This is a genomic window from Nocardia sp. NPDC057668 (assembly GCF_042799795.1).
Classification (GTDB): domain Bacteria; phylum Actinomycetota; class Actinomycetes; order Mycobacteriales; family Mycobacteriaceae; genus Nocardia.
In genome coordinates this window covers 14,544-27,503 of the sequence record NZ_JBHVIC010000007.1, presented here as the reverse complement: position 1 = coordinate 27,503, position 12,960 = coordinate 14,544, and the positions used below count along the sequence as shown (strand labels likewise).

Annotated in this window: 11 protein-coding genes; all 11 read right to left on the bottom strand. The window is 62.6% G+C overall.

All coding sequences use genetic code 11. The annotated features are described in order from the left end of the window. Positions 1-17 precede the first annotated feature (17 nt). The 11 genes from ACFVBH_RS33515 to ACFVBH_RS33465 all read right to left on the bottom strand — a co-directional run bounded on the left by ACFVBH_RS33515 (position 18) and on the right by ACFVBH_RS33465 (position 12,840). Entirely contained in the window at positions 18-932 is a 915-nt protein-coding gene (locus ACFVBH_RS33515) for an ankyrin repeat domain-containing protein (RefSeq protein WP_379007945.1), read from the bottom strand. 389 nt (positions 933-1,321) lie between these two features. Continuing rightward, entirely contained in the window at positions 1,322-2,098 is a 777-nt protein-coding gene (locus ACFVBH_RS33510) for an N-acetylmuramoyl-L-alanine amidase (protein WP_379007943.1), read from the bottom strand. A gap of 11 nt (positions 2,099-2,109) precedes the next feature. Next, positions 2,110-2,502 carry a hypothetical protein gene (locus ACFVBH_RS33505; RefSeq protein ID WP_379007940.1) on the bottom strand — a complete coding sequence of 131 codons (393 nt, stop codon included), beginning with the start codon at positions 2,500-2,502 and terminating at the stop codon, positions 2,110-2,112. Between the two features lie 47 nt (positions 2,503-2,549). After that, the gene (locus ACFVBH_RS33500) at positions 2,550-3,848 is read right to left on the bottom strand and encodes a hypothetical protein (RefSeq protein ID WP_379007938.1); all 1,299 of its coding nucleotides are present in this window, start codon (positions 3,846-3,848) and stop codon (positions 2,550-2,552) included. Positions 3,849-3,938: 90 nt separating this feature from the next. Next, the gene (locus tag ACFVBH_RS33495; protein WP_379007936.1) at positions 3,939-4,988 is read right to left on the bottom strand and encodes a hypothetical protein; all 1,050 of its coding nucleotides are present in this window, start codon (positions 4,986-4,988) and stop codon (positions 3,939-3,941) included. Next, the gene (locus ACFVBH_RS33490; RefSeq protein WP_379007934.1) at positions 4,985-5,779 is read right to left on the bottom strand and encodes a hypothetical protein; all 795 of its coding nucleotides are present in this window, start codon (positions 5,777-5,779) and stop codon (positions 4,985-4,987) included. The genes ACFVBH_RS33495 and ACFVBH_RS33490 overlap by 4 nt, the downstream gene beginning before the upstream one ends. Before the next feature lie 294 nt (positions 5,780-6,073). Then, positions 6,074-7,123: a hypothetical protein gene (locus tag ACFVBH_RS33485; protein ID WP_379007931.1), complete on the bottom strand. Its 1,050-nt coding sequence runs from the start codon at positions 7,121-7,123 to the stop codon at positions 6,074-6,076. A 24-nt stretch (positions 7,124-7,147) separates the two neighbouring features. Next, entirely contained in the window at positions 7,148-8,770 is a 1,623-nt protein-coding gene (locus ACFVBH_RS33480) for a phage tail protein (RefSeq protein ID WP_379007929.1), read from the bottom strand. Further along, on the bottom strand, positions 8,770-9,534 hold the full coding sequence (locus ACFVBH_RS33475; protein WP_379007927.1) for a phage tail protein: 765 nt from the start codon (positions 9,532-9,534) through the stop codon (positions 8,770-8,772). The genes ACFVBH_RS33480 and ACFVBH_RS33475 overlap by 1 nt, the downstream gene beginning before the upstream one ends. Positions 9,535-9,659: 125 nt before the next feature. Then, on the bottom strand, positions 9,660-11,255 hold the full coding sequence (locus tag ACFVBH_RS33470) for a hypothetical protein (protein WP_379007925.1): 1,596 nt from the start codon (positions 11,253-11,255) through the stop codon (positions 9,660-9,662). A 43-nt stretch (positions 11,256-11,298) separates the two neighbouring features. Then, positions 11,299-12,840: a hypothetical protein gene (locus ACFVBH_RS33465; protein ID WP_379007923.1), complete on the bottom strand. Its 1,542-nt coding sequence runs from the start codon at positions 12,838-12,840 to the stop codon at positions 11,299-11,301. Between the last annotated feature and the right edge of the window lie 120 nt (positions 12,841-12,960).

Sequence of the window (12,960 nt, the reverse complement as noted above, 5' to 3'; positions counted from 1 at the left end):
GTCACCGACTCCGGTCGCTAACTTGTGCGAAATTCGGCCCATGACGGGAGTTCGAACACTGGATCGCCTGTGCCATATCGCATCTGCACAACCTTTGCCGGAACTCCATGTCGCTGCAGTTCCTCCAATGCGGACTCCACCATCGAACCAAACGTCAGGACATCAGCAAACTCGGCAGGATCGATCGTGAATGCCGAGACCCATCCACCTGCGCCATCACCGATATATCCGACCGCCCGGTATCTATTAGCTCGTGCTCGCAGAATGGCAAACACCTCGGGCAACGGTTCGATGTCAAAACCGTGCTCCCGCAGCCACGCCGTGATCCGGGCACGTATTTCCCGGTACGCGATGCCCTGATCCAGCGGATCGACCTGCTCCAGGTAATACTGAAACGATCGTCCACTCTCATCGAGACACAGCGGATCCGCACCAGCTTCGAGCAAGTCCAAAACCTGCTCATAGCAGAGACGTTGAGCGGCATCGTGCAACGCCGCACCACCCCAGCGACCACGTGTGTTCGGATCGGCTCCAGCCGCGATGAGCATCCGGAACTGCTCATCACTTTCCGCGTCGATCAGCGGGCTCGTTCCGGCCTTCGAGTCAGCGATGTTCACATCAACGGGATACTCCAGCAGGGTTCGCAAGTACCAAGGATCTTCGATCCGAGCCGCGTAGTGCAGCACCGTCGCACCATCGTCATCGTGGTGCCTGGTATCCGCACCCGCTTCCAGCAATGCTCGGAAGGCCTTTCGACGACGTGCGATGAGTGCCAACATCAACACACTCACGTTCAGACCTTCGATTCCTACGCCGTCGAGTGTCGCGCCTTTTGCCAACAGCAGGTTCACCTTGCGAGCGTCGTCCTTGACCACGGCCTTGGCAAGCTGTGCGACTCCGGGCGCCGTGAACCCTTCCGAGAAGTCCCTCATCTCACACCCACTCTGCCGCTGCTGGCGATTTCCAGCCGCACCTGTTCCGGATCAACTCGGCCGGTAAACTGCCGTATGTAGTTGTTGTGCAGCCCTGCAGCATTGAAAGTCACGCCCGTCGAGTTGATCGAGAATTGCGGGAAATCGCCGGAGTGGGAACGGATGTGGACGACAAGCCTCCCGGTCGCAGACCAGTTCCGCGATCGGATCCTCGTCCGCGATCCCGCGCGGAACGAGGTTCACCCGCTGCTGGCGCGCCTCTACAGCCCGGAGTTCCCGGACCGGTCGTGGTGGCTGCTGCGCATGTTTCCGCCGTGCAGATCCGACACCGAAACGGGTGAGTGAGCGCCACCCGCGACCGTCAACGCTCACTCACCCGAAACGCGGCGTCACGGCAGCGGATGCTCCCGCTTCTCCAAACGCTCCAGCCGTGCGATAACGTCGGCGAGCGCGTCGACAACGGTGTGATTCCCGAGCTGCGGCCAGCCGCCGTACTGACCGATATCGCGCTGCGCTTCGCCGCACAGCTGTTCGCGAATGTCTTTGACATCGGCGCTTATCGGCCCGCAGAAGGCGGTGACGAACTCTCGGATCTGGTTGACTTCGGCTGCGCTCATCGGCGCTTCCTCTCCGTCGATGAAAGCCTGCACGTCGCGACGGAACGAATCCATCTCGATGCCGGCCGGGTCGATTTTTCCTTCGCGGCTGTATTCGCGATGGGCTACGCAGTCTTCGGCGGTACGGCCGATACGGGCCAGAATCGCGGCGCAGCCTCGCTTGTAGGCGTCCAATTGCGCCGGAGTCCAATCGGATCCGTCTCCGCGAGAGACGGCCTCGATACCGATGACGTGATAGTTCGCGTTGTCGGTCGGCCAGCCCGGCCAGGACCCGCGCCCCGCGTGCCAGCACACACCGGCCGCGATGACGCGAAAGGTGCCGTCCCGCTCCAGAACCAGCTGGGCCAGTGGACCTTCCAGGTCGGGCCGGCCGTACTGCACGATCCGCCAGTCCTGACTGCCGCCGCCCGCGGTGTGGTGGCACAGCACGCCGCGCAGGTCACGGAAGTCTCCGTGCCCGCGGTCGCGCCAGCCGTCGTGTTCGATCACCCGCAGTCCGGCGGCGCGGAGGACATCCGCGAGCCAGACGGGGTCTCCGCTCCAGGACATGAGATCCCTCCCTAGGTGATTCGAACGTAGGTGCCGACACCGGCAGTGACGGTGCTTTCCCACCCGTTGAACCCGGCGGCGCATGTGACCTGCACAGTCACCACATCGCCATCCGTGAGGGAAAGGCCGCTCGCGGTGGCGGTCAACGTTCCGGAACCGACAGAAACTGCCTGTGGGCCATTCACCACGAAATTGTTGTTGATCATGATCCGCGCCTGCTGGGTGGGACCCGCCTGCCCACCCGAGAACGGAAGGGCGACTGTGACAGTGGCATTGCTGTTGTTGCCCTGCACGCGCAAGCCATTGCCGACCAGACTCGAGCCGGGAAATCCGGTGGTATCGGCCGCCCATGCGGGAACGTCGGCCCAGGACGCGGTCATCTTGTAGCTGCCGGACTTCGTCATGCCGGACGAAATGAACGAGTCACCGCCGGTGACAACGACGCACCCCATCAGGAAGTCACCCCCTTCAGGCTCACCTGCAGTCCCTTACCCGCCGGACTGTCTGCGGCGGTGATGAACACCGTCAGACGGTCCCCGGCCGTCAAGGTCCATGGCCCGCCCGCGGTCACCACGGTATCGGCCGGGTGTGCGGCAGCCGCGATGGTCGCAGCGGTGCCCGTGATGACGGTGCCGTTCTTGCGCAGTTCGACGACCAGATTGCCGGTGCCCGCGGTTTCGCCGCGATAGGTGATCGCGCTGACGCTGATCGGCCGCTCGATACGAAGTCCCTCGGGCATGACATTTCCGGCACCGGCCGCACGAGTTCCGGTGTGGGACTTGAACGCGATGTCGTAGGCCTGACCGGCTGCGGTGGGAGTCCGGGCATTCGTCAGGCGCGCATCGTTGTCCGCGATCGTGGCGAGTGTGGTGCGCGCGGCGGCGGCGTCCGCCGCGCCGAGCAGCGATCGGCCCAGCGCTGTCGCATCGGTGATATGGCTCGCGATGTGGGTATGGGTCGTCGGCGTGCGCGAATCAACGAGTCTCGGATCGTTGCCGGCCACGGCGGTGGTGGAGGTCGATCCGATGATCGGCGCGAAAGTCGCCGGTTTGCCGGTGATTCCGGTCCACTCGGTCGTACCGGGCTGGCCGGCCTGGCCACGGATAACCACGCCCTGGCCGTTCGGCGTCCAGCCGCCTGCGGCGTGGAACACGTAGAGCAGCCCGTCGGCCTTGACGACGTACTGCGCACCCTCCTTGGGCGTGGCCGGCAGTTGCGCGTAGGTCGCGACCTGGCCGTCCAGTTGGATACCCGTACCACGCTCGCCACGCACGACGCCGATACCGGGCGATGCCGGGACCGGCGACACCAGGGTGAGGTCGACCAGGCCGGTCGAACCCGCGTCCGGATCACCCGAGGCCGGGCCAGGCACGTATTCGGGGAGAACGAAACTGAACGATTCCAGCGGAATTCGATCGCCGTCGTACGACAGATCGAAAGAAACCCGCCAGGTCCAGTCTTTGGGGTTGGTGTCGTCATTGGGCGCCACCAACCGGATCCCGCGCTGATCACGCCAGGTCAGGTAGCCGAATTCATCGAGCTGACACTCGTAGTGTTTCGGCAACTGCACATAGGTCGCGGGTGCCGGTTGGGCCTGGGCGACGAGAATCTTCGGTGCTTCTGCGGTGAAGGTGACCGCTCCGGTGAGCGGCAGAAACTCCGGATGGTCGCCGAGGTCGGGGCCGTCCGCGATATTCGCCAGAAAGCGCCCGACCACCTTTCCGTACTTCAGTGGGGACAGATCGGCCATGGATCAACGCCTTTCGAACAGTGGACAGCCGGAATCGACGTGCCGCGAGATTGGGAGACCGGCGGTGCGAGCCGGATCAGGAGAATGCCGTCAGACCGGCTGTGCGTAGACGATCAGCTGAGCGCCCTGGGTGACAACCGAATACCCGGTCGTCCCGACGACGCGCCGTACCACCACGTACAGCGTGACTGTCTGGTTTTCCGGTACGACGCCGAGCGGCGAACCCGGAGACATTGGATGCTCGAACTTCGGATGGATCTGGACCCGGATGAGATTTGCCGACGCGTAGCAGTATCCGTAGCCGACGAGTTCACCGTCCGAGCTACCGAGCCGGACCTCGATATCGCACCGGGATTCTCCGATCGAGCGCACGTGGGATTGGACCGTCAGACCACCTTCGACCTGTGGCCGCCATCGCACCGGCTGCGCGGGAATCGTGATCGTGGCAGCCACGACCTTGGCCTCGGACGTGTTCGAAACGCCGGTGAATTGGCCTGCGGCGATAGCCCACGGACCCGACACGCGGGGATTGGGCACCGGGCGAAACTTCCCGGCGACGGCGTCCCACGCGAGGATGTAGTCCTGTCCGAGCGGGTGATCCTCGTCGATCTGGACATCGCTCGCGTCCTGAATGCGTCCACTTGTACCGGGTGTGCCCGGATCACCGGTCGCACCGCGGGGAAATGTGATCTCCAGTTGCTGCTGATCACCGGCCGCGACGATCCGAGCCGACGCCGCGGACCCGACGGCACCGGCGACACCCGCGCCGGTGAGTGCGGTCGGTACGCCTTTTCGCCCGGGAGCGCGAAACGCGTTGGTCAACGCGACGAATTCGAGGCCCGTCCAGTAGTAGACGGAATTCTCCGAGACCACCCGCCACGCCTTACGTGCGTCGGCGGTGGTCAAACTCAGCGCGTTCAGCGCTGCCGGGGTCGCGATATCTCCCTGCCATTCCCATGGCCAAGCTGGGACGCCTTCAGGCCCGGTCCCGCCGGCCGGCCCCTCCCTGATCTCCACCAGCGCTTGGCGATCGATCAGCTCGATCGGGTTCACGGTGTAGGGCAGACCGACCGAGTCGGACACCCCGCGCATCGTGATCATGATGTCGTCGTCGTAGACGGTCTTGTCATTGCTGGTCATGGAGTCACCACCGGTTGCGCCCAGCAAGTGATGTTTGCGCCGGGCATGGTGTACGTGTAATTGGAGTCACCCTGGTTTCGCCTGAGCACAACGAAAAGAGTCACCGGCTGGTCCTTCGGCACCACGCCGACAGAACTACTCGGAGTCAGAACGCTGGTGGCGTAGTAGGGCTGGAAGCGGGTGAACGAATCGAGCCCGAAGGCGAGGCCCGCACCCAGAGCGACGATCTGACCTGAAGCGGAACCGATGCGAACCTCCGCATCGACGCGCGTGGTGAAGCTCTCCACAGGCTCAGTTGTGCGAATGAGCACTCCGCCGGAGACAACGGGACGCCATGCGGTGTCCTGCGCCGGGATATTCAACTGCGCGATGGTGTTCGGCGAGGTTCCGATATTGGTCTGCGTCGGTGCGAACCCGGTCCCGCTGTCCCAGGCCCGATTCTCGATTATCGACCATGGACCGCGCAGCCCGGGGAAGGGCCGAGGAGTCCACTTCCCCGCGACCGCGTCCCACATCGGGACCATGCGATCGGAGTGCGTCCCATCGGCGTAATCGGATGCCTGTCGAATCGGCCCGGGAGGACCGGCCTCACCTTTGCGACCTTTCACCCCGCGAGGCACCTTCAGGTTCAGGGTGAGTGTGGGTGCGGTGCCGGTGAGAGTCACTTCGAGCGGACTTCCGGCCGGCACCGTGTCGACCGTGCCGATGGTGATCGCGCAGGTCTGACCGTCCGGCCCCATGGCACCGAAGGATTCGCTGAACGACTCGAAACCGATTCCGTTCCAGTACATCAGGCTGTTGTTGGATCTGACCCGCCATGCTCTGCCGGCGTGCGCCGGTCCGAGCTTCCGAGCCAGCGCGTTCAACGCCGCCTGATCCGCGATATCGCCCTCCCAGCGGAAGGCGTGGGCGGCGGGACCCCGGGCCCCGGCCGCACCCCGAATGCCGGTCATCAATTCCAAGGCACCGTCGCGCGGTGTCCCGTGCATGGATTGCACGACACCGGGCTCGCCGATGCCCTCATCGACGCCGCGAATCAGAGTCGAACTGAAATAGTTTCCTACAGTGGACATTTCACCTCCTTGCTAAACAGGCTGGGCGAATACCACCAGGGACGCTCGCGCCCGCCGGTAGCCGACCTTGCCGGTGCTGGTGCTGTTGACGCGCAGCCGATCGACGGTCACCACGAGATTGGCCACTTGACCGACCGGGACAGTCGCGTAGGTGGAAGTCGGTGCGAGGGTCTTCGTGGTGTCGGCGTCGCTGTACGCAGGCGCGAATGGGACATAGACGTAGCCGCCGACGACATCGAGGGGCGAGGTCGCGACGATCTCACCTTCCGAATGCAGCAGGCGGGCGGAGACCCGGGCACGCTGGGCATCGTTGTGTTCGCAGTAGTAGGACAGATTGCCGAAAACGATGGGACGCCACGTGAAAGGAAGCGCCGGAATCTGGAAGGTGCCCGCGACCAGCTGGCTGACGCCTGATTCCTGATCCGCGGCGAAATCCGCCTCGTACCAGGACCACGGACCGAAGCCATTGGGGGCGGACTGCGAACGAAACTTCCGCGAACCTCGCTGGTAGGCCAGCAGGCCGCCCTGTGTCGGCGCCACCGCCGCGTCGGAATCGGGCGCGGAATTGATGGCGCCGAAGGTGCCGGCCGGACCTCGCGGCCCGGACACCCCAGCGGGCACCGTAACTTGAAGCCGCTGTGCCGCAGCGCTTCCAGTGAACTCGACCGCCGCATTCGTGAGCTTCTCGTCGTGCACGGTATCGGTCACGGTGATGACATTCGGATCGGATAGCTCGCCGCGTACCCCGACCGCGTCCGGCGAGCTTCGCCATTCACCACCGGTCCAGACGTCCATGCCGTTGTTGTCGATCCGGTGCCACCACTTACCTCGATCATCCGGACCGAGCCCGGTGGGACGAGCCGCGATATTCGCGATCTCCCCCATCTTCCGGAAGCTGAATCGCGGACGGCCCCGCGTTCCATCCGGACCGACCGGCCCTTTCGGAAGCGGCAGGGCGCCAACGTCATCGGCGACCGACACCGTCGTGGTGAGCACCGGTAGACCGTCGAGCCCGAGCTCACGATCCACGGTGATGTGGGCGGGAAAGCTGATGTCCGCCATGGTTTTTCTCCTCTACTCGCGAGGTCAGACGATGAGCAGGTCGAGGTCGGCGCCGACGTCGGTGGCCAGGTCCTTGACCGCGGCGGCGACCCGCCCCAGCCGCTGCCAGGCCTTGACGATCGAATCCTCTTCGTCGGAGCCGTCGCCGACGGTGATCTGCCAGGTCGCCGAGGTCTCGCGGTCGTCGACGAAGGTCAGTTCGGTGACGTAGTCGGTGAACACGCGGCCGCCGATGGCGAAGCCGATCTGGTCACCCAGGGCGAAGTCCTTACCGAGCAGGTAGGGCGCGCCGTCCTCGACGGTGACCTTGTGGCTGGTGTAGCCGCGGGTGAGATGCAAGCCCTGCCGGGCGGCGACCAGGCCGTCGAGGTTGAATGCCTTGTCACTACCGGTGATATAGAGTTCGCGGAACGCGTACGGTCCGGCGCGGCCGACCCGTTTGGTATCTCGGTAGACCATCCAAGCCAGGAAGACGTCGTTGAGCTGGCCTCGATAGAGCCAGTCCATGCCGATCAGCCGGAGCAGGCCCTTGATCGCGATCTCGATGCCGGCATTGACCCAGCCCGGTGAACGGCCGCCGATGATGATGTCGGTGGCGGTGGGCTTGTGCAGCGCCACCTCCGACGGTCCGATTCCGGAGTACTCGCCGTCGAAGTACCACACCCACGGGAAGTTCTTGAAGGTGCCGAACTTGCCGGGCTGGCCGTAGACGGCCTCGTATTCGTGGGTGGAATCGAAGTTCGGGTACCGGATCGGGGTGGTGCCGTCATCGGCGAATTCCTCGAACCACGACACGATTCCGTCCAGCAGGGTCCCGGTGGGGCCGGTGATGCCGGACTTGTCGACGGTCTCGAGCACCACGGTCGGCCGGTCCAGGTAGAACCATTCGGGTGCGGGCTGCTCGTCCTCTTCGGGGATGAAGAAGCGGGCGGTCAGCATGACGCCGGAGTCCTCGAGCATCGGCGAGAACAGCTTGTCCGCCATGTCGAAGCGCGCAGAGGCGGCCGACCAGCGACTGGTGTCGGTCAACGGGTCGACCGGGACCACCGCGATGGGGAACAGGGCGTTACCGACGTTGCCCCAGTTCGGGGCGTCCTTGTCCTCGGGCGGTGGGGTCCAGCCGCCGGACTGCAACCGCATGAGGTTGGTCGTCAGGTAGGTGGTGACCAATGTCCGGACCGGGCCGAAAAGGATGTGGTGGCGCGGGAACTGGGCCAGCACCGGCGCGAACGGACTCGCCCAGCAGCAGATGGTGGCGACGTGGTTCCAGGCGTGGATGGCCTCGATGTCGACGGTCTCCACACCGTTCTCATCGCGCACCAGCGAGGCCTTGGTGATGTAGCCGTCCCAGCGGAATCCCTTGGTGTTCACCGTGATGGGGATGGTGGCGTCTTCGCCGTCCGCGTTGTTGAACAGGTGGTCGAAGTGGACCATGTCCTTGGGACAGATCATCTTCAGTCCGCCGGCGGAGTTGCGCGGATAGGTGAACTGCAACGAGAGATACGAGTGCTCTTCGCCGACCTCACGCATGTACTTGTCCCAATAGCGCACCAGCACATCGGGATTGCGCACCTGCTCGCGTTCGGCCAGCTGTGCCTCGTCCATCCGCCGCGATTCAGCGTGCGGATCCCACTGCGGCGCGCTCATCAGAACGGCCTCGAGGATCGGGGCGACACCGTGACGATCAGGCTCGACTGCGGCGTGCCGCCTTCGACCTTGACGGTGATATCGGTCGAGCTCCAGGCCGGCAGCGAGGCCAGCCAGCGGCGACCCGCCATCTGCGACCAGACATTCCGGCCCACCGGGTCGAGCGTGGAATACACGCGCGCCGTGCGATGCCGGGGATGGGTATCGATCCGCAGGGTCTCCCCCGCCTTCAGCGTCGGCGTCTCCACCAACCGCGGCTGCGGACCGCCCACCGGATCCAGAATCGCCCAGCGCCCCGGACCGTTCATCGTGTACTTCGGCCAGGCGGGCTGGTCGGCCGCGTTACGCGCCCGGACGATTCCTTCGCCCTGCCCGCCGGAGTCGGTCCACACCGAGCTCTCCTCGAAGTGCTGCTCCAGCGGATCCATGGCCGTGGCCGACATCTTGTACACGGCGACGCCGTTGCGCGCCGGGTCCATGTCGCCGACCGCCTCGGGGGCTTCGTCCAGCTGCGCCTGCTGGAAGCGCCAGCCCTGGTGCCGGGTGAAATACCCGACGGTGACGGGCTTGTCGGTGGACCAGCCCCGGAACCACGCGTCATGGACGGCGTAGAAGTCGCGGATGGGGTTGGTGCCCTTGCTCTTCGATGAGGTGGAGATGGTGACTTCGAAGTCCCATTCCTTCTTCGCACGCACCGAACGCAGGAACGTGGCACCGTCCTGGCGCGCACCCTCGGTGACCAGCAGCTGAGTCGGCGCGAACATGAACCCCGACTGCTTCGACAGCCATACGCCTTCACGGCCGCCATTCGCACCCGACAGGTGCCAGACGCGGCCGTTCACATCCCATACGACAACCTTTGTGTCGTATCTTTCCAATAGTTGGTGGCTCATCGTCCGAGGCCTCCTCCGCGTTGCTGCGCCAGTGTCCGGCGCCGGCGAACCCGTTCGATCGCCATCGAGGCGCTCTTCGGATCCATCCCGTTGAAGTTGTAGATGTCCTGCCGAGCGGTATGCCCACCCGAACTCTTGGCCAGATCGACCAGCCCGAACCCGGACCCGATCGTTTCCTTGGCGGTATCGCCGGCCCAGCCGGCGACTTCCTCGATGGGTTTGAGCACCATGTCCGCCCCGGTCGAGGCGACCAGCGAGCCCAGCACCGAACCGATCGCCGCACCCACCGGGCCACCGACACCGCCTACCGCAGTTCCGATCGCGGTACCGATGGCACTACCGATCTGTCCGCCGGCCGCGGACGCCAGTGAGGACAGGCCGCCTGTTATGCCCTTGACCAGTCCACCGCTCTTGGCTCCGGAGATGGCCCCCGACAACGCATTCGATGCCAGGTTCGCTGAATCCCACGTGAAACCGCCCGTGGACGTACTGCCGTCGCCGTCCTGCGCCGGTGTCGCGAAGCCCGGGACCATGTCGTGCAGCAAGTCCGCCGACGGCACCCAACCGGAATTGATGAGTTCGAGGAACGGCAGGAAATTGCCTGCGGCAGCAGCGTTCACCACGAATTCGCCGTTCGACAACCATGCCGGAATGAGGTCTTCGGTTGAACCTCCTGGTCCGGATACAAAGCCTCCATGACTGTAAGCAGGGTTTGCATTCCCGGGTACAGTTTCGCCAGTGAACATCTGCTGCAGCCAGCCTTTGATTCTCAGGCCTTGCTCACTTCCGAACTGGGTACCTAGCGAATTTCCAGCACCCGATCCCAGCGCGCCACCTACACCAGCGCCGTACGGACCAGCTTTTGCACCGAGCCATACGCCAAAGGTTTTACCGGCAGCCGAACCCATCATACCGCCGAGGAAACCACCGACACCCGATGCGACAGCGTCTCCCCATGTCATATCTCCATTGGCGACCTTAGCGGTTGAATCCAGCGTAGTGAGAATTGCACCAGCAGGGGTTCCAAAAACCGGAATCATTCCGAGAATAAAGTTTGCCGCGTACCACTCCTCAGTGGTCAGCCCGACAGGCTGGTGTTCCCGGGGAGCCAACACATCTTTGTTGTCTATTTTTACGGGATTCTCACCGAGGGCGTCAAGGATACCACGCATTGCGATAAGTCCCTCTTGACGATTCTGCTCTACTACAGGATCGGCGCCTTCATTCCATACGCGCATATCGAACTCAGTTGCGACACGGGGAACCACGAATGCTTCATATCCCGGAACTTTGATTGTTGCGGTTGCGTCCCCGGCAATTCCGTAACTGATTACGGTGCCATCAGGCATCGATATCTGTGCACCCGGCCGTGCGTTAGCATAGTGCCCTTGCCAAGCGAAGAGCATTGCCCATCGCTTGTACTGGTCGTAGGCAGGACTCGATGCTTTCGGGTCCAATATAAGCTTGGTGTTACTCGACGCCGGAATAACATCAGGTACAGGCTGGTTTACGGTAGATTTCCACGTCTTGTTGTGGTTTTCCTTCTTTGTCGCCTCTGCCTTTTTCTCTTGATTGCTAAAATTCTTCGGCATCTTCGCCACCACCTACCAATTCGGCATTCGATTCGTTCAGCGTCTATCGACGATTAGTGCGAGCCACACCGCCGGAAACAATCTTCGAGTCGAAACCATTGAAGTTGTATACGGTTCGCCTGGGCCTCGAGACCTTCGCCAAATCAGTGAAGCCACCGACTTGGAATGCAGACCTCGTAACATCCGCCATCATTCGCGCCGATTGATCGATCACGGCCGCCATCGGTTGCAACAGAGCATTCGGCTCCAGCTCTTGCACGAATGAGTTGAGGTCGCTGTCGATAATTGGGTTCGCCGAGGTAGCTCTGTCGATGAAAATCTTCCCGAACCCAGGGTCGTCGCCGTTCATTGATATTCGCAGCATCGGAGCATTGAAGGTGTCCGGGACCACTACTCCGGCAACAGGTTTCGCGCACCGATGTCGCGCGGACTCGACGGGGGCGACAGCCGTGGCCACACGAGTGGTCGAGGAGTCAACTGAATTGCCCTCGTTCGATACAAGCCCACCACCACTCAGGCCAAGGAAGGAGAGAACGGTGACAAGGGGATCGACAACCGATCCGGCGCTGTCTATGACCTCGTTGATCCAACTATCCACAGGCTGGTCGTCAGAGTTCAGAAACTGTACTTCGGCCTTTACGCCTCGTTTGCTGTTCTTGGACTTCCCATCCTTATCAAGCTCGACCCGAGGACCTTCCCAAGCTTCCACCTTCGGCTTCATCTTCATAAAGCCGAGATCGATGATCGGTTCAATGACCAAGCCTAGTCCTGTATGGTTGTCGAACTTCGCATATTGACCACCATCCGTTACTCCAGCATGAGCCTTGCCCTTGTTACCGAGGTAAATATTTAACCCGCCAGGCCCCTCTACATTGAAGATGTATTGATACCAGTCAAAATATGACGTACGTAATTCGACGCCCCCGGGGCCCTTCTTGGTATTCTTATTCTTGCCATCTTTGCCATCGTCCCACGGAGTTGAATTCTCACCCAATCCGAATTTAAGGGTTGGCGGCTTACGTGAGAAATCACTCCTCGGGCCAGACATATCCCATTTGAGAACCCACTCGGAGAGCGTGTCGAACCAGTCTCTTTTCCGTTTCGGGATATCCAAATCAACGGGATTTTTGCCGAGCGCTTCCACCATTTCGCGATAGGCATCGAGCGTTACTTGATAATCCAGATTCTGCTGGGCTACTACAGGATCTACACCATCGTTCCACACTTGGACGTCATAGCCTGTCGCCGCTCTCGGCACGGTGAAGGACGGCTGCCCCGGCACAAAGATCGTAGCGGTAGCGTCTCCCACTTTTCCGTACTGAATAACGGTGCCGTCCGGCATCGTGATGACAGCTCCGGGTCTGGCATTCTTGTAGTAGTCAGCCCACGCGTATGCGAGCGCATTCTTCCTGAATTGATAGAATCCCGGCGCGGCGATATCCGGATTGAGAATCAGCCCGCTGTCCTGTGGCGACGGAAGTATATAGCTACTCTTACCCTTGACCTCGCCCTTGACCTTCGGGGGCGTTTTTCCTTCAGGTTCGAGTTCTCGCCGCTGAGGGCTGAAGTTGTCTTTCTTGGGCATTACACAGCCGCCTGCCATCCTAGAATTACTGCAACACTTCCAAATGCCTGCGGTGCGGCTCGACCAGTTGACCGCCGTATCCCAGCTGACGTGAGCATCCGGTCGGCATCGCTGGCCGCG